This is a genomic window from Flavobacterium sp. GNP001 (genome assembly GCF_054343775.1).
Genome location: NZ_JBTGUX010000001.1, coordinates 2,633,586 through 2,655,936, shown reverse-complemented (window position 1 = coordinate 2,655,936; position 22,351 = coordinate 2,633,586). Strand labels below are relative to the sequence as shown.

The 22,351-nt window shown below is 35.5% G+C and carries 18 protein-coding genes and 1 tRNA gene; 8 read left to right on the top strand and 11 right to left on the bottom strand.

Annotated elements, in window-relative coordinates; all coding sequences use genetic code 11:
- Positions 1 to 49: 49 nt before the first annotated feature.
- Entirely contained in the window at positions 50 to 1,216 is a 1,167-nt protein-coding gene (locus tag ACXX8U_RS11325) for a sensor histidine kinase (protein WP_458565934.1), read from the bottom strand.
- A gap of 174 nt (positions 1,217 to 1,390) precedes the next feature.
- Between ACXX8U_RS11325 and ACXX8U_RS11320 the strand changes: the two genes are divergently transcribed.
- From ACXX8U_RS11320 to aat, 3 genes are all read left to right on the top strand, one after another.
- Positions 1,391 to 2,287, top strand: coding sequence for a flavin reductase family protein (locus ACXX8U_RS11320; protein WP_458565933.1), 897 nt, complete (start codon positions 1,391 to 1,393; stop codon positions 2,285 to 2,287).
- 10 nt (positions 2,288 to 2,297) lie between these two features.
- A complete protein-coding gene (locus ACXX8U_RS11315; protein ID WP_458565932.1) occupies positions 2,298 to 2,678 on the top strand; it encodes a DUF3127 domain-containing protein in 381 nt (126 codons plus the stop codon).
- Positions 2,679 to 2,788: 110 nt separating this feature from the next.
- Positions 2,789 to 3,427 carry a leucyl/phenylalanyl-tRNA--protein transferase gene (gene aat / locus ACXX8U_RS11310; protein ID WP_458565931.1) on the top strand — a complete coding sequence of 213 codons (639 nt, stop codon included), beginning with the start codon at positions 2,789 to 2,791 and terminating at the stop codon, positions 3,425 to 3,427.
- A 112-nt stretch (positions 3,428 to 3,539) separates the two neighbouring features.
- On the opposite strand, the gene ACXX8U_RS11305 is transcribed toward aat, so the two are convergent.
- From ACXX8U_RS11305 to rplM, 7 genes are all read right to left on the bottom strand, one after another.
- The gene (locus tag ACXX8U_RS11305; RefSeq protein ID WP_458565930.1) at positions 3,540 to 4,139 is read right to left on the bottom strand and encodes a DNA-3-methyladenine glycosylase I; all 600 of its coding nucleotides are present in this window, start codon (positions 4,137 to 4,139) and stop codon (positions 3,540 to 3,542) included.
- Entirely contained in the window at positions 4,136 to 4,789 is a 654-nt protein-coding gene (locus ACXX8U_RS11300; protein ID WP_458565929.1) for a queuosine precursor transporter, read from the bottom strand. Before ACXX8U_RS11300 ends, ACXX8U_RS11305 begins: the two co-directional genes overlap by 4 nt.
- A 388-nt stretch (positions 4,790 to 5,177) precedes the next feature.
- Positions 5,178 to 6,551, bottom strand: a complete 1,374-nt coding sequence (locus ACXX8U_RS11295) for a S8 family peptidase (RefSeq protein ID WP_458565928.1) — start codon at positions 6,549 to 6,551, stop codon at positions 5,178 to 5,180.
- A gap of 457 nt (positions 6,552 to 7,008) precedes the next feature.
- Entirely contained in the window at positions 7,009 to 7,971 is a 963-nt protein-coding gene (gene tsf, locus ACXX8U_RS11290; protein WP_306263978.1) for a translation elongation factor Ts, read from the bottom strand.
- 125 nt (positions 7,972 to 8,096) lie between these two features.
- Positions 8,097 to 8,876 (bottom strand): 30S ribosomal protein S2, encoded by a 780-nt coding sequence (gene rpsB / locus ACXX8U_RS11285; protein WP_236362603.1) that lies wholly within the window; start codon positions 8,874 to 8,876, stop codon positions 8,097 to 8,099.
- 220 nt (positions 8,877 to 9,096) lie between these two features.
- Entirely contained in the window at positions 9,097 to 9,483 is a 387-nt protein-coding gene (gene rpsI / locus ACXX8U_RS11280; protein WP_166133017.1) for a 30S ribosomal protein S9, read from the bottom strand.
- Positions 9,483 to 9,938, bottom strand: a complete 456-nt coding sequence (gene rplM / locus ACXX8U_RS11275) for a 50S ribosomal protein L13 (RefSeq protein WP_166133019.1) — start codon at positions 9,936 to 9,938, stop codon at positions 9,483 to 9,485. The genes rpsI and rplM overlap by 1 nt, the downstream gene beginning before the upstream one ends.
- A gap of 343 nt (positions 9,939 to 10,281) precedes the next feature.
- Between rplM and ACXX8U_RS11270 the strand changes: the two genes are divergently transcribed.
- Entirely contained in the window at positions 10,282 to 11,304 is a 1,023-nt protein-coding gene (locus ACXX8U_RS11270) for a LacI family DNA-binding transcriptional regulator (protein ID WP_458565927.1), read from the top strand.
- A gap of 69 nt (positions 11,305 to 11,373) precedes the next feature.
- Here the strand turns inward: ACXX8U_RS11270 and polA are convergent, their stop codons facing one another.
- Positions 11,374 to 14,211, bottom strand: a complete 2,838-nt coding sequence (gene polA / locus ACXX8U_RS11265) for a DNA polymerase I (RefSeq protein WP_458565926.1) — start codon at positions 14,209 to 14,211, stop codon at positions 11,374 to 11,376.
- Positions 14,212 to 14,528: 317 nt separating this feature from the next.
- Between polA and ACXX8U_RS11260 the strand changes: the two genes are divergently transcribed.
- The 3 genes from ACXX8U_RS11260 to ACXX8U_RS11250 all read left to right on the top strand — a co-directional run bounded on the left by ACXX8U_RS11260 (position 14,529) and on the right by ACXX8U_RS11250 (position 17,890).
- Positions 14,529 to 16,022, top strand: coding sequence for a phage tail-like protein (locus ACXX8U_RS11260; protein ID WP_458565925.1), 1,494 nt, complete (start codon positions 14,529 to 14,531; stop codon positions 16,020 to 16,022).
- A gap of 265 nt (positions 16,023 to 16,287) precedes the next feature.
- On the top strand, positions 16,288 to 17,520 hold the full coding sequence (locus ACXX8U_RS11255) for a metallophosphoesterase (RefSeq protein WP_458565924.1): 1,233 nt from the start codon (positions 16,288 to 16,290) through the stop codon (positions 17,518 to 17,520).
- Between the two features lie 73 nt (positions 17,521 to 17,593).
- Entirely contained in the window at positions 17,594 to 17,890 is a 297-nt protein-coding gene (locus ACXX8U_RS11250) for a thioredoxin family protein (RefSeq protein ID WP_236362613.1), read from the top strand.
- 15 nt (positions 17,891 to 17,905) lie between these two features.
- Here the strand turns inward: ACXX8U_RS11250 and ACXX8U_RS11245 are convergent, their stop codons facing one another.
- Both ACXX8U_RS11245 and ACXX8U_RS11240 read right to left on the bottom strand, forming a co-directional pair.
- Positions 17,906 to 18,547 carry a polysaccharide deacetylase family protein gene (locus ACXX8U_RS11245; RefSeq protein WP_458565923.1) on the bottom strand — a complete coding sequence of 214 codons (642 nt, stop codon included), beginning with the start codon at positions 18,545 to 18,547 and terminating at the stop codon, positions 17,906 to 17,908.
- A 140-nt stretch (positions 18,548 to 18,687) separates the two neighbouring features.
- A complete protein-coding gene (locus ACXX8U_RS11240) occupies positions 18,688 to 21,999 on the bottom strand; it encodes a glycosyltransferase family 117 protein (RefSeq protein WP_458565922.1) in 3,312 nt (1,103 codons plus the stop codon).
- 256 nt (positions 22,000 to 22,255) lie between these two features.
- Between ACXX8U_RS11240 and ACXX8U_RS11235 the strand changes: the two genes are divergently transcribed.
- Positions 22,256 to 22,326 (top strand) — tRNA-Gln (locus ACXX8U_RS11235).
- The last annotated feature ends 25 nt before the right edge of the window (positions 22,327 to 22,351 follow it).

Below are 22,351 nucleotides of genomic sequence, written 5' to 3'. Positions count from 1 at the left end.
AAAACATAAAAAATTAGAAAAGGAATACGACAAAAACGTATTCCTTTTTTTATGAATTAGAAGTAGAGTCTTGTTTGATTTTTAGCAGTACCTGCATGGTAGTTCCTTTACCAATTTCAGACTGTAAAACTTTAATTGTGCCTTTGTGATATTCTTCTACAATTCGTTTGGTTAACGAAAGTCCCAATCCCCAACCACGCTTTTTTGTAGTAAAACCGGGCTCAAAAATAGTTTGAAACTGCTTTTTTTGAATGCCGCTGCCTGAATCTGTAACGTTAATTTTTACCGTGTCAGCGTCGGCAACAATAGCCAGTTGGAGTTTTCCTTTTCCCTTCATGGCGTCAATGGCATTTTTAACCAAATTTTCTATCGTCCAGCTGTGCAAAATAGGATTAAGTTGTACCCAAACTGGATGTTTTGGAGCGCTAAAAGTAAAGTCAATTTGTTTCGAAAACCGAGATTGTAAGTAATCATAAGCCTGTTGTGTTTCGTGAACAATATCAGTGCGTTCTAGCTTGGGTTCCGAACCAATTTTTGAAAATCGGTCGGTTATTGTTTGCAGGCGTTCAATATCTTTTTCTATTTCTTGCGTGATCGAGGCATCCACGTCATCTGCTTTCAAAATTTCGACCCAACCAATTAATGAGGAGAGCGGCGTACCTATTTGATGCGCAGTTTCCTTTGCCATTCCGGCCCACAATTTATTTTGAGTCGCCATTTTGGTACTACGGTAAAAATTATAAACCAAACCGCCAAAAAGCACAATTATTAACACCAACGCAAGTGGATAATACTTCAGTTTGTTTAGTAAAGAGGAGTTACCATAATACAGTTTTTGAAATTTTCCGGGTACATATTCAATGACAATAGGATCATTTTCTGATTTTAAATTTTGTAAAAATGCTTGGGCTTTTATTTTGTTTTTTACAATTTCTTCATCAATGTTAACAGTATTGATAATGCTATCTTTTTCGGTTAAAATAATTGGAATGGAGGTGTTGTTGCTAAATATTTGTAAAGGCAGTTCTACCTCAGTATTCTCGTTAGCGTTGATCAGTGTTTTTTGCGCCTGTGCCCATAAATTCATTTTTAATCGTTCTTCATTTTTAAAAATTTGAAAAAACGAATACGTATTCCATAAAATCAAAGAAATGATTAAAAACGAAGCAAAAATGATTACCCAACGGGTGGTGTTTCTACGTTCAGAAAACTGCATAAGGAAAATTTTGAATGATAAATATAACGAAATAAATGGCGTTCTATTTTAGTTTTTGATAAAGAATTTTTAACGGCATCTCCAGCAAGATAATTTTGTTTAAAATGTAGCAAGCCATTCTAAAAACCAAATTCATTTACTTACTTTTGTATGCTACAGTAAAAAAATGTCTTTATGCTAACGATAGATCCTAAAAGTATTTCTACAGCTCAATTACAAGGTTATTTGCAAGGTTCAGTGGGTCCAAGACCTATTGCATTTGCCAGTACAATGGATGCCGATGGCAATGCCAATGTATCACCGTTTAGTTTTTTTAATGTGTTTAGTGCCAATCCGCCTATCCTAATTTTTTCGCCAGCACGCCGTGTTCGAGACAATACCATTAAACATACGCTTATTAATGCTGAGGCAACCAAAGAGGTGGTAATTAATGTAGTAAATTATGACATTGTACAGCAAATCTCGTTGGCCAGCACAGAATATGCTGATGGTGTTGATGAATTTGTTAAATCAGGATTAACGCCTGTTGCTTCTGATATTGTAAAACCGTATCGAGTAAAAGAATCACCGGTACAATTTGAATGTAAAGTCAATCAAATCATTGCTTTGGGTTCTGAGGGTGGTGCAGGTAACTTAGTCGTGTGCGAAGTAGTAAAAATTCATATTGACGAGGCCGTTTTAGACAGTAACGGCGCTATCGATCAACATAAAATTGACTTAGTGTCGCGTTTGGGTGGCAATTGGTATTCTAGATCCAATCAAGGACTTTTTGAAGTGCCAAAACCACTCGCTACCTTAGGAATTGGAGTAGATGCAATACCAGATTTTATCAAGCAAAGCCCCGTGTTTAACGGAAACGATTTAGGAATTTTAGGAAATGTTGAAGCCTTGCCTACAACCGAAGAAGTTAGTATATTTGTACAACAAAATTTTGCAGTAAAAGCCGTTTTGAGCTCCGATGATCCTGAAAAAGTACAGCTCGAGGCCAAAAGATACTTAAACGAAAATGATGTTGATTCAGCATGGAAAGTTCTTCTGGCTGAGCCTATTAAACAGAGCAAAAACAATTAATATAGAGAAGATGGAAGTAACAGGAAAAATTAAAATGATTGATCAAACTAAAGAAGTTGGATCAGGCGGTTTCAAAAAAAGAGACGTTGTAGTAACAACTGATGAGCAATATCCGCAACACATTTCGGTACAATTTGTACAAGATAAATGTGATTTGTTGAATAACTTTCAAGTAGGAGAATCAGTAAAAATTGATATCAATTTAAGAGGTAGAGAGTGGACTAACGCACAAGGCGAAACGGTTTATTTCAACACTATTCAAGGTTGGAGAATAGGGAAATTGCAAGAAGGCGCTGCTGCAGCTCCTCAAATGCCACCTATGCCTGCTGCACAAGCTTTTGCACCAGCAACCAACTTAAACGAAGAAGAAGCAGACGATTTACCGTTCTAAGATAAACTTCCAAATTATTGAAATTCCAAATTCCAACTTGAACCTATTTTCATTTCGGAATTTGGTTTTTTTTTTGAGCCAATTGCGCCGTTTTTTCAATTGATCTAATCATGCATTACCTTTCTGAAACACTTTATTTCCCTGACGTTAACCAAGCCAATCGCGATGGAATTCTTGCTATTGGTGGCGATTTGTCTCCTGAGCGCTTGCAGTTAGCCTACAAAAGTGGCATTTTTCCGTGGTTTGAAACTGGTGATCCTATCCTTTGGTGGTCGCCTAATCCAAGAATGGTTTTATTTCTTGAGGAGTTAAAAATCTCCAAAAGCATGCGTAACGTTCTTAACAAAGGCGAATTATCGGTTACCTTCAATCAAAATTTTAGAGACGTGATTTCCTACTGTCAAAAAGTAAAACGCGACGGTCAAAACGGAACTTGGATTACTAATGACATGATTGATGCTTATTGCAAATTGCAAGAATTAGGCATTGCAAAATCAGTTGAAGTGTGGCAAGATGACATCTTAGTTGGCGGTTTGTATGGCGTTGATTTGGGTCATGTTTTCTGCGGCGAAAGCATGTTTTCGTTAGTTTCTAATGCTTCCAAAGTGGCGTTTATTGCTTTGGTAAACCACTTGAAAAATGAAAATTATAAGCTGCTCGATTGCCAAGTGTATAACCCACATCTCGAAAGTTTAGGTTGTCGAGAAATCCCTCGAAATGAGTTTATGCGAATTTTGCAGCAGCAGTAGGGCCTATTTCCAGCTGTTTGTTACAAGTCCTCCTTCAAAGGCTTGTTTTTTCTAAAGCCATCAAAGGAGCTTCCTGCCGATCGCTCTTTGCTGTCTCGAAAAAATAGCCTTTTCAGTCCGGGCTTTTCACGTTCATCTGGGGCAGTACGTTTCGTTTCCAACAATTTTCTACATGATCATCAACCATGCCTGTGGCTTGCATGAAGGCATACATAACGGTGGAACCCACAAATTTAAACCCTCGTTTTTTTAAATCTTTACTTATAGCATCAGAAATTGGGGAAGTAGCAGGAACTTCTTTTAAGTTTTTTGGGGAGTTGTTAACCGGTGTGTGATTTACAAAAGCCCAAATGTATTGCGAAAAGCTGCCAAATTCTTCTTGAATTTTAATGAAGTTTTGAGCGTTGGTCACAGCCGAATAAACTTTGAGTTTGTTGCGAATAATACCTGCGTCTTGCAATAATTCACGAATTTTGTCATCTGAATAGTGCGCAATCATGTTGTAATCAAACTGGTCAAAAGCAGTTTTGAAATTTTCTCTTTTGTTCAAGATGGTAATCCAACTTAGGCCTGCTTGAAAGGTTTCAAGGAGTAAAAATTCGAATAGAGTAGTGTCATCATATACGGGAACGCCCCATTCTTCATCATGGTATTTCATGTATAAAGCACTAGAATGACACCAGCCACAACGTATTTTATCAGCGGTAATCATTCTTTTTCGGTGGCTAAATAATTTTTGATCATGTAGTGACCTAGATAAATTAAAGGAGTCAAGAGTATGGCCGTTCCAAGCTTAAAAGTGTATCCTGTTAATGCTGAGGTTAGGAAGGTTTCAAAGTTCATTTTACCTGGCAACCAAAAAGCAATTCCTAAAACAATAAAAGAATCAAACAGTTGTGAAATGATGGTGGAACCCGTAGCTCTTAGCCATATTTTGTTGTTTCCAGTTCGATTTTTAAAAAACCAAAAAACAGTAACGTCTATTAATTGCGATACAAGAAAAGCGATAATACTACCCACAATAATCCACATGCTTTGACCGAAAACGGCGGTAAATTGGGCATCGTTCACAGGGCTAATTCCTTTAGCAGCTGGAATACTCATGGCCAGCAGTAAAATAATAAACGAGTAGGCAATTAATCCAGCAGTAATCAGGGATAGTTTTTTTACTCCTTTTTCGCCAAAATAATCATTAATTAAATCAGTAGTTAAAAACACAATAGGCCAAGGTAAAATACCGATGCTCATTACAAACGGACCTATTTGAATAAGTTTCCCACCGATCAATTCAGCAGTAACAGCATTAGTGATAAATATTCCAGCAAGGATGATAAAGACAAGTTCTTTTTTGGTTTTGAACATAGAATTAACTTTTGCCAAATTTAATCATTTAATTGAATTTTCAGATGAGGGTATTTTCAATTAAAAAACCCCATTTCAACAAAATTGAAATGGGGTTGTATTTTAATTTGATCGCAAGTATGATTGCATCAAATATATTTATTACCCTAAAGAAGCTCTTTTGAAACCTATTGCAATAGGATCTGTTTCTTAAAATTTAGATAAGCAGCAAGGTTTACTTTGTTATCGTTGAAAAAATCTTGGTTTACTAAAATAGTAGTAGCAAACAACACACGGGTTACACTATTATAAATAATTTAGATTTTATCGATGATTCATACCTCTGCTCTTGACCATAAAAAAAAGAGTACAACTAGTGTACTCTTTTTGTGTTATTATAGTTAAAACATTAGAAACCGCTTACGTTTAATCGGCCGCCTGTTGCACATTTTCCTGAAAGTGAAGCAGTAGGTGTAGCGGTATTTAAAAGTGCTGCTTTAATTTGCGCTGCCGTTGCTCCAGGGTTTAATGATGCGTATAAAGCAGCTGCTCCAGAAACATGTGGCGTTGCCATAGAAGTTCCGTTATAACTTGCGTAGCCAGATATATTCTTACCTTTAGATCTCACAGGAACTGTTGACCAAATTCCTGAACCAGGAGCTCCAACATCAACAGATGTAGCACCATATTGAGAAAAACTAGATAGGGCACCAGTGCTTGTGATAGATGCGACCGCAATAATATTTGCATTAGGGTAACTTGAAGGGTAACTTGGTGTAGCATCATTGTTAGTTCCGCTATTTCCTGCTGCAGCAATAAACAATATTCCAGCAGAATTGGCTCTTTCAATTGCATCCTGAAGGGCTTGTGAGAATCCTCCTCCTCCCCAAGAGTTATTAGTAGCCACAATGTTTAAGCCTTGTCTTGTTTTCAAATCAGTGAAATAGTCAACTGCCTTTATTGCATTTGCAGATGTACCACCTGTTGATCCTAAAAATTTAGCATTTAGCATTTTAACGTTCCATACAACTCCAGCAACTCCTTTTCCATTACCACCTACAGCTCCAATGGTTCCTGCAACATGCGTTCCGTGGTCGTCGTCAACTCCGTCAAAAACACTGTTGTTGTTTCCTGCAAAATCCCAGCCATAGACGTCATCAACAAGTCCATTTCCGTCATCATCAATTCCATTTGCAGCTACTTCTCCAGGATTTTTTCCAGCATTTGCTGCTAGATCTTCGTGGTCATACATATAGCCTTCATCAATAATTCCAATATATACAGTTCCTGATCCTAACTTATTGTTTGCCCAAGCAACGGCTGCATTTGAACCAAATTGATTTGATGGAGTAGTTGTAGATCCTAACATCCCCCAAAGAGAACTATTGGTATAGTAGGTGTCATTTGACACTGCCTGGTGATTGTAAATCCAGTTAGGTTCTGCATATTCTACTTCTTTTAGGTCTTTAATTAGTTCAATGGCCTCCATTGTCCCAAGATCTGAATTTACCAATAAAAGTTTTCCATCCTGGCCTTTTGTCTTTGCATTAAAAGACTGCATAGATTTGGTACTAATTACCTCAACTGTTGATCCACCAATGAGAGACAGCACGGTACTAGCTGTTCTGGCACCTTTTTCTGTAGGTTTGAATTTAATAAGCAATTGGTTTGCGACGTAAGCAGGTTGCACCTTGTTTTGAGCTTCTGCTGTAGTGTTATTGTTTTCGTCACTACAAGAGGAAATAGTAAGTAGGGCTAAGGCGCCCAATAATAATTTTTTCATAATTTTATGATTTGGTTAACAGTGGTAAATGTATTAAAAAAAAGATAATAACAAAATATTGGCAATAAAAATGTTGATTATCCCTATAAAATTAAGTAAAATTTTGATTTTTAATCAATATTTGATTACAGATAATAAATTCAACAAGGGGAGTAAAAATTGAATTTTTACATTTGTTTGGTAAAAATGTACGTTGATGCCGTTATGTATTGACTCATTGAAATTGCAGTTTATTGAATATTTTTCTATGGTTACTTTATTCTAGTTTTAAGGTGGGATTGTGAATGTGCCGAGAAATAGCTAGTAGATCTACAATGTTCCCTCACATGCTTAATAATGTTCGAAAAGGCAAATTTTGATTCTGTATAAAAAAAAGCCCCATTTCAAATTAATTTGAAATGGGGCTTTGTATTAAAAAATTGAAATCAAATAGCAACTACTCGAAATCAAATTGTGACTATCCTAAAGAAGCTCTTTTGAAACCTGTAATTTCAACATTGAAACCTTTAACATAATCACCTACTTTTTTACTGTCATCTTTGATGAAGTTTTGATCAAGTAAAGCTTTTTCTTGGTCTAAAGTAGTGTTGTCAGAGATAAAACGTTGGATTTTACCAGGAATAATTTTGTCCCAAATTTGCTCTGGTTTACCTTCAGCTTTTAATTCAGCTTTAGCATCTTCTTCAGCTTGTTTGATAACTTCTTCAGTTAATTGAGAGAAAGAAATGTATTTAGGAACATTTTTTAAAGTTTTTCCTAAACGTTTTGCTTCTTCATTTTCTTTTTCAATGATCGCAATACGAGCAGCCAATTCAGACTCAACAAAAGCAGGATCAAAATCTTTGTAAGATAATGTATCAGCTCCCATTGACGCTACTTGCATAGAGATATCTTTAGTCAAAACTTCAGCATTTGGTACAGCTGCAGAAATAGCAGTTAATGCAGCAATTTTGTTTACGTGAACATAAGATCCAACAAAAGCACCTTCTAAAATTTCAAAACCACCGATTTCGATTTTTTCACCGATAACACCAGTTTGCTCAATTAATTTTTCAGCAACAGTAATTCCATTGAAATCTGATGCTAAAAACTCTTCTTTAGATGAGAAGTTGATCGCTTTTTCAACTAATTCTTTAGCCAAAGTAACGAAAGATTCATTTTTACCTACGAAATCTGTTTCGCAGTTTAAAGTGATGATTGCTCCTTTAGTTTTATCAGCATTGATAAAAGAAACAGCAGCTCCTTCAGAAGACTCACGGTCAGAACGGTTAGCAGCAACTTTTTGTCCTTTTTCTCTAAGGTTTTGGATTGCTTTATCGAAATCTCCCTCCGCTTCAACTAAAGCTTTTTTACAGTCCATCATTCCGGCACCTGTAGTTTGTCTTAATTTGTTTACGTCTGCAGCAGTAATTGTTGCCATAATATTTTGAATTTTAATGTTAAAAGTAAAAATTCCAATTTTCAAATCCCAAATTCCAATGTTATCAGAAAGTTATTTTCTGATTTTGGAATTTGGAATTCAAAATTTGGAATTCAAAATTTGATTTATTCTTCAGTTGCAGTTGCAGCTGGAGCCTCTGCAGTTTCAGTAGCTGGAGCAACAACTTCAGCAGTAGCTTCAGTTTCTTTTTCAGTACCTCTATCAGAAAGACCTTCGATAATTGCAGCAGTTACTAAAGTTAAAATTTTATCAATTGATTTAGAAGCGTCATCATTTGCAGGAATAACATACTCTACTTCACGTGGATCAGAGTTAGTATCAACCATTGCGAAAACTGGAATGTTTAATTTTTGAGCTTCTTTTATAGCGATATGTTCTGCTTTGATATCTACTACGAACAATGCAGCCGGTAGTCTAGACATGTCAGCGATTGAACCTAAGTTTTTCTCTAATTTAGCACGAAGACGATCAACTTGCAAACGCTCTTTTTTAGATAAAGTCATGAAAGTACCATCTTTCTTCATTTTATCAATAGTAGCCATTTTTTTAACAGCTTTACGGATAGTTACAAAGTTAGTTAGCATTCCACCAGGCCATCTTTCAGTGATATAAGGCATGTTTGCAGCTTTTGCTTTATCAGCAACGATATCTTTTGCTTGTTTTTTGGTAGCAACAAATAATATTTTTCTACCTGATGCAGCGATTTTTTTCAAAGCTTCATTAGCCTCTTCAATTTTTGCTGCTGTTTTATATAGGTTGATAATGTGAATACCATTACGCTCCATATAAATGTAAGGAGCCATGTTCGGATCCCATTTTCTAGTCATGTGTCCAAAGTGAACACCTGCTTCTAGTAAGTCTTTAACTTCTATTTTGTTTGCCATTTTTGTTCTAGTTTACGTTCTGTTGATTAGCAATAAGCTTCTTTGATACGACTTTCAGACTTGTGTCTGCCTGACTTTCAGCTTATTTAGATGCTAAACTATTTCCTACCTCGGTAGGAGAGCAACAACAACTGTGTTTTTAAATGTATACTGAAATTTTTCCAGCATTTTTTTAATAATTTCAAGATATATGAAAATAGATCTTGAAACGAATTTGATATTAACGTTTAGAGAACTGGAATCTCTTACGAGCTTTCTTCTGACCGAATTTCTTACGTTCAACCATTCTTGGATCTCTTGTTAATAAACCTTGTGGTTTCAAAATCCCTCTGTTTTCAGCATTAACTTCACACATTACACGTGCTAATGCCATTCTTACAGCTTCTGCTTGACCATTTGATCCACCTCCGTAAACGTTCACTTTTACATCAAAGTTACCTACATTCTCTGTCATAGACATTGGTTGTAATACTTTGTACTGTAAAGTTGCAGTTGGGAAATACGTTTCGAATGCTTTTTTGTTTACAGTGATTACTCCTGTTCCTTCTGAAACGTAAACACGTGCAACAGCCGTTTTTCTTCTACCGATTTTGTGAATAACTCCCATTACTTAAGATCGTTAAGGTTAACTGTTCTAGGTTTTTGAGCGCCTTGTTTGTGCTCTGATCCTACAACAACATTTAAATTTCTAAAAAGTTCAGCTCCTAATTTGTTTTTAGGTAACATTCCTTTTACAGCTTTTTCTACTAATAATGCAGGGTTTTTCGCTTGCAATACTTTAGCAGTTAAACTTCTTTGACCTCCTGGGTAACCAGTGTGACGGATGTATGTTTTTTCATCCATTTTGTTACCTGTAAGGTTGATTTTTTCTGAGTTGATAACAATTACGTTATCACCGCAGTCCACGTGTGGTGTGTAACTTGGTTTGTACTTACCTCTTAAAATCATTGCGACTTTTGAAGCAAGACGACCTAAGTTGTGACCCTCTGCATCTACAACAATCCACTCTTTAGTAACGGTGGCTTTGCTTGCTGACTGTGTCTTGTAGCTTAATGCGTCCATAATATATTTTTAATTAAACATTCCATCCCCAATAAAGGGGTTGCAAAAGTACAATTATTTATTTTAAATGCAAATACCTGAAAAGATTATTTTAGAAACGGTTGTGTGCTGATTATCAAACGGATATTAATTGTCTGTTTGGTTTGCCTTATTTCTTTTTTGTTTTAGGTAACTGCTTTGCATTCAATAGATTTTATTTTTCGTAGTATTTTTTGGTTTTTCGCGTTTTTCTGTGCTAAATCAGTATCAAAAATGGTTATTTTTGTCAATTAGACACATTGTATTTTAATTATTCTTACATTGTGTTCGTTTTTTAAAACTAACTACGCACAATCTAGCTCCTATGAAAGCCAAAGCAACTCTAAAACAAATTGCCAAAGAACTCAATGTTTCTGTTTCTACAGTTTCTAAAGCCTTAAATGATAGTCCGGAGATTAGTGACCAAACTAAGATTAAGATAAAGGAGTATGCCAAGCTTAAAAATTACAAGCCGAATGTGATTGGTTTGAATTTGAAGAACAGAAAAACAAAGACTATAGGTGTTATTATTCCCAATATCTTAAATTCTTTTTTTGCGAAAGTGTTTAGCGGAATTGAAAAAGTTGCTGATGAAAAAGGATACAACGTTATTATGTGTATCTCCAACGAATCGTCAGAGAAAGAAGCACATACACTTGAAATGTTGAGTAATGGTACTACGGATGGATTTATAGTTTCAGTTTCTGAAGAGGCGCAAAAAAATGAAGATTACCAGCATTTTTCTGCAATTATAAATGATGGTACTCCAATTGTAATGTTTGACCGTATTGCCGAAGGGGTCGATTGCGATAAAGTTATTGTAGATGATTTTGATTCTGCACTCAACGCTACGCAACATTTAATTGATTTGGGTTGTAAAAAAATTGCTCTTTTCTCATCTGTAGATAATCTGAGTGTTGGTAAATTGCGTGCCGAAGGTTATTTGAAAGCTTTAGCCGATAATAATATCGCTGTAGATGAATCGATCATCATTCGCACCGATGCGGAAGAAGATTTAAAAAGTAAGGTTGATGCTGTTTTTGCTCAAGGCATTGATGGTATTTTTGCTTTAGAAGAAAATGATTCAGTAGCAGCTTTGCGTTTTGCAGTTAAAAAAGGGTTCCGAGTTCCAGAGGATATTTCGATCATTGGATTTGCTGACGGAATTTTGGCTTCGCGCCGATTATCTCCAAGTTTAACTACTGTAAGTCAGCACGGAATTGAAATAGGAGAAGTAGCGGCTACATTACTAATTGATCGTTTAGAATCAAATGAGGAACATTTGCCTTATGAAACCAAAGTGATTAAAACTAAGCTGAAAGAACGCGAATCTACTCGATTGGCTTAAATTAAAATTTGTGTATTTGATATAAAAAAACTCTAATCAGTTCGATTAGAGTTTTTTTATGTCTGCTTATTAATGTGCTTCGAGCCAATCTTTTCCTTTTCCAATCTCCACTTCTAATGGAACAGTTAGTTGAAAAGCGTTTTCCATTTCGTGTTTAATCATGGGTTGAATAGCATCTAGTTCGTCATTGTGTACATCAAAAACAAGTTCGTCATGTACTTGAAGGAGCATTTTGCTTTTCCAGTTTTCATCGGTCAACTTTTTATGAATGTTGATCATGGCAATTTTTATGATATCAGCTGCGCTACCTTGAATTGGTGCGTTGACTGCATTTCGTTCAGCTCCACCACGAACAATAGCGTTTTGCGAGTTGATATCTTTTAAATACCTGCGACGTCCTACAATAGTTTGCACATAACCATTGTCTCGAGCAAAATCAACTTGATCTTGAATGTATGATTTTAATTTAGGATACGTTTGGTAATAAGCTTCAATCAAATCGGCACTTTCCTTACGAGACAAGTTGGTTTGATTACTCAATCCGAATGCCGAAACACCATAAATAATTCCGAAATTCACTGTTTTGGCATGACTACGTTGTTCGCGAGTCACTTCTTCTAACGGTACATTAAATACTTTTGATGCAGTTGATTTATGAATATCTTCTTTATTTTGAAAAGCTTTTATCATATTCTCTTCGCCACACAAAGCGGCAATAACGCGAAGCTCAATTTGAGAGTAATCCGCCGAAACTAAGGTATAGTTTTCATCTCTAGCAACAAATGCTTTCCTGATTTGGCGACCACGTTCGGTACGAATTGGGATGTTTTGTAAGTTAGGATTGTTTGAGCTCAAACGTCCTGTTGCTGCTACCGTTTGCATGTAATCTGTATGGATGCGTTTTGTAACAAGATCTACTTGATTAGGTAAGGCATCTACATAAGTGTTTTGTAGTTTTACTAGTTGACGCCAATCTAAAATATCTTTTACAATTGGATTGTCGGCGGCTAAATAACTTAAAATTTCTTCGCCAGTGGCATATTGTCCTGTTTTGGTCTTTTTTTGTTTAGCGCCACCTATTTTCAATTTGTCAAATAAAATATCTCCCAGTTGTTTTGGCGAGGCTAAATTGAATTTTTCGCCTGCGGTTTCGTAGATGTTATGTTCTAGCTTTTTTATGTCTTCTGTTAGGTTTTGCGAAAGCGATTGCAAGAAAGCTACATCTACACGAATGCCTTCGCGCTCCATATCGGCTAAAACTTTAACTAACGGAATTTCAATATCGTCAAATAATTTTTTTGTTCCCGTGTTGTCTAATTCGGTTGTGAATAATTCTTTAAGTTGAAAGGTAACATCGGCATCTTCAACAGCATATTCTTTGATTTCCTCAAGCGCCACATCGCGCATTGATTTTTGGTTTTTCCCTTTTTTGCCAATAAGTTCTTCAATTGATTGTGGACTGTATTGCAAATAGGTTTCGGCTAAAATATCCATATTGTGACGCATGTCAGGATTGATCAAGTAATGCGCAATCATGGTGTCGAATAGTTTTCCTTTTACGGTTATACCATAATTAGAAAGTATTTTGAGGTCGTATTTTAGATTTTGACCAATTTTTTCAATGTCTTCGTTTTCAAAAAACGGAATGAACTTGGCGGCAAGTGCTTGTGCTTCCTCTTGATTTTCGGGAAACGGAACATAAAATCCTTTTCCTTTCTCGAACGAAAATGAAATACCTACCAATTCTGCATGCAGCGCATCAAGGCCAGTAGTTTCGGTATCAAAACAAACAGAACTTTGATTTTGTAAATTTTGCAACAGCAAGCGCAATCCTAAATCACCTTGAATGATTTGATAGGCGTGTGGTGTTGTTGCTAATGTGTTATAAAAAGAAGTGCGACTAGTAGCGTCTTCATCTGTTGTTGCTGCTCCAAATAAATCGAATTGGTCGTCGTTTTTAGAGCTTTTTTTGTAGAGCTTTGCATCGTTAGCAACTTCAGTTGTGTTGTTGTTTTGCGATTGATTTTTAAAAATGGCATCAAATTGCTCGGCCATTCGTCTAAATTCTAATTCGTTAAACAGTGCATCTGTTTTTTCAACATCAGGAGTAGATAATTCATAATCAGCCTCGTTAAAGGTAACGGGACAATCTAATAGGATGGTTGCTAGCTTTTTAGAAAGTAAACCCAACTCAGCATTCGCTTCAATTTTGGTCTTGATAGCGCCTTTGAGTTCATGTGTATTGGCTAACAAATTTTCGATAGAACCGTATTCGGCTAAGAATTTTTTAGCAGTTTTTTCGCCCACACCCGGTAATCCTGGAATGTTATCGGCAGAGTCGCCCATCATTCCTAAGTAATCAATCACTTGTTCGGGTCTTTCAATTTCAAATTTTTCAAGTACCTCTGGAATTCCCCAAATTTCAATGCCATTACCCATTCGGGCAGGCTTGTACATAAAGATGTTTTCAGAGACTAATTGTGCAAAATCCTTGTCTGGCGTAACCATATAAACTTTAAAATTTTCTTTCTCGGCTTGTTTGGCTATCGTACCAATTAAATCATCAGCCTCGAAACCCGCTACTTCAATTATAGGAATGTGCATGGCTTTCAGCAATTCTTGAATATAAGGAACGGCAATTTTAATAGCCTCTGGTGTGGCATCCCTATTGGCTTTGTATTCAGGGAAAAGTTCGTTTCGAAGCTCGCTACCTCCTTTGTCAAAAGCTACTGCCAAATGATCTGGTTTTTCTCTTTTGATTACATCCATTAACGAATTCATAAATCCCATAATGGCAGAGGTGTCCATGCCTTTGGAGTTAATTCTCGGATTTTTAATAAACGCATAATATCCTCGAAAGATTAAGGCGTAGGCATCGAGTAAAAAAAGTCTTTTTTGTGCTGACATAAGTGTGAATTTGTAAAGATTCCAAAAATACAAAACTTCGAAGACAAAGTATGGAGCGGTTTGGAAATCTTTTTGGAGGAATTTCAAGATTTGAATTTTTAAAGGGGAGGAATTTCAAAATGATTTGAGGTTGGTAGCCAGTTAAATTCTTAAAATATAAAAACCTCTCCTTTGAATCCTCTACTACTGTAAGAAAATATAGTTGTATTAATAAAATAAGTGCTTTTTATCGTGATTATTTGCATTTTATCGATTTTAATTATTATTTTTGATTGAAAGTTTAGAACAGATTACAAACAACTCAAAATACCTCTGTCATGAAAAAAAAATACTTCTCCTTTAAAATTTTATCTAGCTTTTTTATCTGTTTTATGATTTTTACAGTAAATAGCTATGCACAAGTGGGTGTTGGTACAATTACTCCAGATGCAAGTTCGGTATTGGATGTTTCATCAACCACTCAGGGAATGTTGACGCCAAGAATGACAACGGCGCAAAAAAATGCAATCGCTTCACCAGCGGATGGATTAATGGTGTACGATACTGATTTGAAAGCTTTTTGTTATTACAATCAATCAGTGACTGCTTGGACGCAAATGAATAGTGCAACTACAGGTCGATTAAAATTTAAAAGAATAAAATCTACTGATGTTCTGGCTACTGTTTTGGCAACAGAATTAGCTAATGGTGGCGGCTCCAAATATCTTTTAGATAGTACTACTTATTATGAAATAAATGGTACTATAAGTGTTGATCACTCTATTGATTTAAACAATGCCTATTTAGTTGGACTGGACGTAAATACGGATGTACTATTTAAATCAAGTGGTACCTTGTTTGTTGGTGCGACGGGAGGAACCGTAAAAAATTTAACTATTGCAGGAGGTAGCGCTGTTTTTAATTTGGTTGCTACGGGTAACACACAAAGCTTTATATTTAGAGATTCTATAGTTTCTGGTTCATCAAATGTTGGAACAATAAGTGGTTTTGGATTAGTTTTTTTCTCGGTGATCAATTATGTGGGAAATACTACAGGAATTACTTATGCTAACTCAACTAGAGTTTTATTGAGCAATACAGCATGGTTTGGCGATAATACAGGTACTTTTGAAAAGTTTTCAGGTACGTTCTCTTTGATCCAAAAACAAGGTGGTTTCTGTGAAGTAAATGGTACAGCCGTGGGAGTAGATGTTTTTGATAGTCCAACAATAACGGGAGATGCCGTAATGGAAACGGTTGTTTTTACTGGAACATTATCAACTGGCAAGTATGTAAAGGGCTATAGTTCGGGTAGTTTTTCAGGATATAATTTTAACAACAAATGGAATGTTCGCTGTGCGGGAATACCAACCGAAACAGATGCTGTAGCCACGGGAGAATTTAGTGTTAACCTCACTCCAGGCTTTGGTGTTCCAATTACAGTGAGTAATTCAGGAATTCCGACCAAAATAGCAATCACGACTTCATCTGCAGCTAGTTCTACTTTTAGATTTTCAACTAGTTCTAATGACGGTAAGCTTGTGTATACTGGTCTAAAAAAACGAATTGTAAAATTTACAGGAAGTTTATCGTTTGCTGCTGATAATCCGGGGAAAACGGGGATCTACATTTTTTACATTGCCAAAAATGGAGTTGTAGAAGGTAAATCTAAAATATATTCATACACAGGTTTAACTACCGACACGGTAGCAGTTCCCTTGTCAGCATCTGTAGAAATGAATGCGAACGATTTTGTTGAAGTTTATGTTGATTATTTCACAGGATCAGCAGGTGCAATAAAAATAACTTCATTAACATTAACCGCTTTCTAACGCTATAGAAATTGCATGTCTTTGCTGTTCTTTAGACTTTCTAGATTAGAATTTAAAGGCAAACTAATAGAATTTTCCTAATAGTTACGAAGGAATTGTCGAATATAGCTTTGAGTGTGATGATTTGAAAAAAAACTGAAACAATTTTTGTGTCAGTTTTTTTATGATTGGGGTAAAATATTTTCAGTGAATTTTAGTTAAATTTAAACTAATAAAAATTTATTAATATTTCTTAATTTGTTATTTTGCTGAAAAATAGTCGGTAATGATTCGTCTCGTATTTATAAGTTTAATTCTTTTTATCTTAGAATTATACACCTATCAGTTTCTTAAAACTTTGATTAAAAGCAAACCACTTTTAGTCTCATTACAAGTGTTAAGTGTTCTAATTTTAATCTATATCGTATATGCGCTCACTCAGTTTGATCGTAGTGTGGGGCAAACTCAACAAACAATGTTTACCATGGGTTTGTTGTTGGTAATATATGTGCCTAAGCTACTCATTACTATATTGCTATTGGGTGAAGACGTTTACAGATTGTTTGTGGGGACTATTAATTTTTTTGGAAACTACGATAAAGACGCTGCTTTCTTTGATTCCCGCCGAAAATTCGTTAGTCAGATAGGTTTAGGTCTCGCTGCAGTTCCTTTTCTATCACTAATTTATGGCGTAACTATTGGGAAATATAATTACAAGGTAATTAAACAGCGTATATTTTTTCCGGATTTACCCGATGCATTCGATGGTTTTACGATCACTCAAATTTCGGATGTTCATAGTGGTAGCTTTGATAATCCTGATAAAATACAATTTGCTATTGATTTAGTGAATGAGCAAAATTCAGATATCATCTTGTTTACAGGAGATATTGTCAATACACATGCTAAAGAAATGCATCCCTGGATTGAAACTTTCAATAAAATTAAAAGTCATCCTTTTGGTAAATTTGCAGTACTTGGTAATCACGATTACGGCGAATATGTAACTTGGCCTAACGAGGCAGAAAAAGAAGCCAATTTTCAGGCTATAAAAAAACTATACGGCGACATTGATTTTAAATTGTTGCTAAACGAGCATACGTTTATCAAAAAAGGAGCAGATCAATTGGCTTTGATTGGAGTAGAGAATTGGGGACATAATTTTAAACAAGCTGGTGATTTAAAAAAAGCTTCGGGTTCATTAACCAAACAAGATTTTAAAATATTAATGAGTCACGATCCTTCGCATTGGGACAAAGTTGTTCAACATGACGATAAACACTATCATCTTACGCTATCTGGACACACGCATGGTATGCAGTTTGGTATAGAGATTCCTGGTTATTTTAAATGGAGTTTAGTGCAATATGTGTACGCACAGTGGGCAGGATTGTACGAAAACCTCGGACGATACGTTTATGTTAATCGTGGATTCGGTTTTCATGCCTATCCAGGTCGAGTAGGTATCATGCCTGAAATTACAGTTATCGAGCTAAAAAAAGGTGTAAGTATCGCATAATTGGTTAAAAATGCTACATTTGTAATACAACTAACTTTTTGTAGTTAATTTTCAAAATTAAATTTTTGGTTTTATGTCAAAATTTGGAGAACTAATCAATACTCGAATTCCAGTACTGATAGATTTTTATACCGATTGGAGTGAGCCTTCAGTATCGATGCATCCTGTAATAAGAGATGTGGCGGCAGCGCTTGGTGATAAAGCAAAAGTCATAAAAATTGATGTCGATAAAAACAAAGAGTTGGCAGATGCATTACGCATTAAAGGGCTTCCTACTTTAATGATTTATAAAGAAGGCCAAATGGTTTGGAGACAATCAGGTGAGTTGGATGCCAATACCATAATTAGTTTAGTACAAGAGCAAGTTTAAAATTGGTGTACCGAATCACAACGGTTTACATTTGAAATTATGCTGTTGTAAATAGTCTAAAATTTTTGGTAATACGTACTGTAGATTATTGAATGCTTTTTTGCTATCGTGAAAAACGATAATACTTCCTGGCCGAATTCCGGTTAATACATTTTTTAAGCACTGTTCTTTGGTAATTGTGGTGTCAAAGTCTGCGCTTAAAATATCCCACATTACAATTTTATATCCCAATTGACGAGCTGCCTGAGCTTGGCTCGGTTTTATTTTGCCGTAAGGCGGTCTAAATAATAACGGCAATTGATTTGTAGTGGTTACTTTGTCAAGTTCCATTTGACAACTTATAATATTATCTTCATATACTTTATTTTGAGTTTTCCAGCCGTTTAAATGATTTTGGGTATGATTGCCTATGCGATGACCTGAGTTATTAATTTGTGCAATAATTGCTGGATTTGCAGCCACATTATCTCCAATACAAAAAAAGGTAGCTTTGCTATTGTATTTTTGTAATTGAGCAAGGACCCAAGGCGTAATTTCTGGAATAGGACCGTCATCAAAAGTTAAATAAACTACACGCTCTTTTGTGTCAATACTCCAAACGTATTGGTGAAATAAACGCTTGATAAGCCAATTTGTTTTAATCCAATATAAGTTCATAAGACGCAGTTTGTTTGTGAATTTTGGAAAGACTAAGTTTAAAAGTAAAGTTATAGTAATGCTTTTAAATAAAAAAGAGTGTTTTAGTGATAGTCTCTAAAGGCTATTCTAAAACACTCTTTTGGTATGTGATCTATCTTTTATTCCAAATCACGTTGAAAACGCTCAAACATTTTAATATAAGTGTTAAAGCTAACTTTGTTTTTGTTGTAAAAAGCCAAATCGCCATTTGTTTTCATGACTGTTAACAAACTTCTGTATCGTTCAATATCAGTAATAATTGGGATTGCAATACTTGACTGTTCAGATGATTTTAATCCGCCATAATAATTCAAGTTTTCTTGGTATTTTTTAACCAATTGGTTCAATAGCTGTTGTGCCTTAGCAGTTTCACCAACTTTATAATAACCATCTGCAAAGGGTTCTACTAGTGAGTAATACCCAAAATATTCAAAAGGCATTTTAGTCATCGCTAATTCAATGATGTTTTTTGCCTTGTCTTTTTTGCCTTCAGCAATAAGTTGCAACATAAGTCTAGAAAGATTTGCTCTGTAGGTTATACTGTTGCGTCTGGTTTCTGGATCGTGGTAAATGTTTGGACTTTCGCCATTACCCCAATCCCATTTCATTACTTTGGCATACATATTATCAGTATCAAGCTGACCCATCTCAAGCGGACTAGCATCTTTTGCTAATGCGGTTTTAATTGGAACCAATTTGTAGACCATACCCTCCAATTGAAGGTAATCTTTCAGCCAAAGATAATCTTCGCTATCTGATGAGCCTCCACTAAAATAGATAGGTCGTTTCCAGTTGTTATTAGCAATAAGATCCAACATCATTAACCTATTTTTGTATAACGCGTTTCCTTTAATTTCGATATCTAATGATGATACTATTGAATCATTAAACTTAGGATTAACCACTTTGTTTTTAATGATGACATTTTTGTCTACAGGAATTCTGATTTTGTTTGTTGGATAAAAATGAATAGTTTGTCCATTTTGCATGTCAACTGTTGATTGCGGATTTTTGATAAAACTAATCAAATCCTTTACGTCCCAGCGGCTGTCTACTTTTGGTATATGAGCTACATAATCTAACTTGTCACCTACATAATCATCATGGGTAAACGATATAGGCAATGGGTCCGACTCGTAGGTTTTGGTTTTCATTTGGTCAATATACCAATCCGTCATAAATAGACTTGTGTTTACAATTTTGACATCAGTTCGTATGCCTTCTATTTCTTGGGCATACCAGAGTGGGAAGGTATCGTTGTCACCAATGGTAAATAAGATGGCATTTGGGTCGCACGATTCTAAATACGCTTTTGCCATTGCTACGGCAGTATGTTTGCCAGAACGATCGTGATCGTCCCAGTTTTGTGATGCCATTAATACCGGTGCAGCTAGTAAAGTAGCAGCAATAAGTGCTGGTCCTGCAATTTTTGGAGCTAAATATTTTTGAGCGCTCTCGTACAATGCGTATACTCCAAAACCAATCCAAATAGCAAATACGTAGAATGATCCAACGAGGGCGTAGTCGCGTTCTCTTGGTTCAAATGGTCTTTCGTTTAAGTAAATCTTTAAAGCGATTCCGGTAAATAGAAACAAGGAAAGCAGTACATAAAAGCTTTTACGATCTTTACTAGCGTGATACATCAATCCGATAAGACCTAAAATAAATGGTAAAAAGAAATAAACATTACGTCCTTTATTGTTTAGTACATCTGATGGTAGATTTTCTTGGCTACCTAAATGTAGTTCATCGATAAACGAAATTCCGCTTAACCAGTTCCCGTCTAAATAATCGTAGCGGCCTTGTACATCATTTTGACGTCCTACAAAGTTCCACATTAAATACCTCCAGTACATGTAACCAAATTGGTATTCAATCATGAAACCTAAGTTGTCTGCAGTGGTTGGTTTTTCAACAATTAAATAGTCGCCATAGCTCTTCAGGAATTTTACATAACCTTCGTTATCAATTTGATTTTGAGCATAAGCTTGTCTGAACTCATTTACAATTTTTTCCGTTTCATTTTTTAATTGCGCAATGGCTTTATTGTAATCCTCTTCACTTAACTGACTTGGATCAATACCATATTTACCTAAATCGTCTTCGTAAGGATAGTCAGGATTCAATCTGAACGCTGGCGGATTACTAAAATTCATGTAGTTTTCGATATGACCATCGCTCCACATTCTTGGTAGAATAGTTTTGTGATTGTCATCAGAATTTTGAGCAGCGTTTTTAAAGTTGTTTACAATAACATATTTTCCTGTTTTGTAATCGCGCTCGTAATTAGGAGCTTTATCCAAATAGGGTTTGTCTTTGTCTAAACCAGCAAAATTTTCAGTGTATTGAGGTCCGTAAAACAAAGGGTTTACTCCATATTGTTCTCTGTTGTAGTAGGCCAAAACTTCGCGTGCATCAGACGGTTTGTTTTCGTTGATTACGGTGTTAGCATTTGCTCGAATAGGGAGCATCATCCAGGTAGAAAATCCAATTAAGATAAAAAGAACGCAAAGCAGTACTGTGTTGTAAGTCGCTAATCCTTTCTCCTTGGTGATTTTTAAGCCAAAGTAAAAGAACGCCACCAACAATAAGGTTACAAATATAGTTCCTGAGTCAAAAGGTAATCCCAAACTGTTTACCATGAACACTTCGGTTTTTCCAAAGAAACCCATTGTAAGAGGTAATAAAAGTTTGAAAATGAAGAGTAATATTGCAATTACAATGATGTTTGCTAAGATAAAGTTTTTAATAGTAACAACTTTGTAGTTTTTAAAAAAGTATAAAAAACCAATGGCAGGAATAGTTAACAAGGCCATAAAGTGCACTCCAAATGAAAGTCCAACTACAAGTGAAATGATCAACAACCATTTATTTCCTCGTGGATTATTCATGTCTTGTTCCCATCGCAATCCTAACCAAAATAATAAAGCAATAAATAGAGAGGCCATGGCGTATACTTCGGCTTCAACGGCATTGTACCAAAAACTATCCGAAAAAGTATAGGCAAGTGCCCCTACAAAAGAACTTCCTAATACAACTATATCATTATATTTATGATTATCTTGATTGAATGTGTTACTTGTTTCTGTGGCAGATACAATGCTAATTAATTTTTTTAACAAAAGTGTCGATGACCAAAACATAAATAAGATGGTAAAAGCACTTGAGAAAACAGACATCATGTTAACCATTAACGCCACGTGAGTTGGATCGGTAGCAAACATCGCAAAAAAAGCACCCATCATTTGGTATAAAGGCGCTCCTGGTGGGTGACCAACTTCTAGCTTTGCTGCTGTGGCTATGTATTCGCCGCAATCCCAAAAGCTCATTGTAGGTTCAACTGTCAAAGTGTAGGTTAATAATGCGATCCCAAATGTGAACCATCCTAAAATGGTATTCCATTTTTTGAAATTGAATACTGCTTTATCCATGAACTATTTTTTAATTAAATTGTAGGATACAAAGAAAATGTTTTTTTGTTTAACCTTCGTTGCATTAACATTATTTTCTGGAAAAGAGTATCGATTTAATAACTCCTTGACAATGAATTATTTTGACCTAAGCTCTCGTTTTAGCTCAAAAAAAAATCAATTTTTTTTCATAAAAAGTTGAAAAAAGTTTGCGCAAACTAAAAAATAGTCTAAATTTGCACTCGCTAAGGAACAATAGCGACTTAGTAATCAAATTTGGTCTATGGTGTAATGGTAACACAACTGTTTTTGGTGCAGTCTTTCTAGGTTCGAGTCCTAGTAGACCAACAAATAAAACCTCTCAATTTTTGGG

What these genes read in the sequence shown, in the direction of transcription:
- ACXX8U_RS11295 (WP_458565928.1), bottom strand. Translation starts at nt 6,551, where the DNA reads ATGAAAAAATTATTATTGGGCGCCTTAGCCCTACTTACTATTTCCTCT.
- ACXX8U_RS11315 (WP_458565932.1), top strand. Translation starts at nt 2,298, where the DNA reads ATGGAAGTAACAGGAAAAATTAAAATGATTGATCAAACTAAAGAAGTT.
- ACXX8U_RS11245 (WP_458565923.1), bottom strand. Translation starts at nt 18,547, where the DNA reads ATGAACTTATATTGGATTAAAACAAATTGGCTTATCAAGCGTTTATTT.
- ACXX8U_RS11250 (WP_236362613.1), top strand. Translation starts at nt 17,594, where the DNA reads ATGTCAAAATTTGGAGAACTAATCAATACTCGAATTCCAGTACTGATA.
- rplM (WP_166133019.1), bottom strand. Translation starts at nt 9,938, where the DNA reads ATGGACGCATTAAGCTACAAGACACAGTCAGCAAGCAAAGCCACCGTT.
- ACXX8U_RS11240 (WP_458565922.1), bottom strand. Translation starts at nt 21,999, where the DNA reads ATGGATAAAGCAGTATTCAATTTCAAAAAATGGAATACCATTTTAGGA.
- aat (WP_458565931.1), top strand. Translation starts at nt 2,789, where the DNA reads ATGCATTACCTTTCTGAAACACTTTATTTCCCTGACGTTAACCAAGCC.
- ACXX8U_RS11305 (WP_458565930.1), bottom strand. Translation starts at nt 4,139, where the DNA reads ATGATTACCGCTGATAAAATACGTTGTGGCTGGTGTCATTCTAGTGCT.
- ACXX8U_RS11300 (WP_458565929.1), bottom strand. Translation starts at nt 4,789, where the DNA reads ATGTTCAAAACCAAAAAAGAACTTGTCTTTATCATCCTTGCTGGAATA.
- polA (WP_458565926.1), bottom strand. Translation starts at nt 14,211, where the DNA reads ATGTCAGCACAAAAAAGACTTTTTTTACTCGATGCCTACGCCTTAATC.
- rpsB (WP_236362603.1), bottom strand. Translation starts at nt 8,876, where the DNA reads ATGGCAAACAAAATAGAAGTTAAAGACTTACTAGAAGCAGGTGTTCAC.
- ACXX8U_RS11320 (WP_458565933.1), top strand. Translation starts at nt 1,391, where the DNA reads ATGCTAACGATAGATCCTAAAAGTATTTCTACAGCTCAATTACAAGGT.
- ACXX8U_RS11260 (WP_458565925.1), top strand. Translation starts at nt 14,529, where the DNA reads ATGAAAAAAAAATACTTCTCCTTTAAAATTTTATCTAGCTTTTTTATC.
- ACXX8U_RS11255 (WP_458565924.1), top strand. Translation starts at nt 16,288, where the DNA reads ATGATTCGTCTCGTATTTATAAGTTTAATTCTTTTTATCTTAGAATTA.
- tsf (WP_306263978.1), bottom strand. Translation starts at nt 7,971, where the DNA reads ATGGCAACAATTACTGCTGCAGACGTAAACAAATTAAGACAAACTACA.
- ACXX8U_RS11270 (WP_458565927.1), top strand. Translation starts at nt 10,282, where the DNA reads ATGAAAGCCAAAGCAACTCTAAAACAAATTGCCAAAGAACTCAATGTT.
- ACXX8U_RS11325 (WP_458565934.1), bottom strand. Translation starts at nt 1,216, where the DNA reads ATGCAGTTTTCTGAACGTAGAAACACCACCCGTTGGGTAATCATTTTT.
- rpsI (WP_166133017.1), bottom strand. Translation starts at nt 9,483, where the DNA reads ATGGGAGTTATTCACAAAATCGGTAGAAGAAAAACGGCTGTTGCACGT.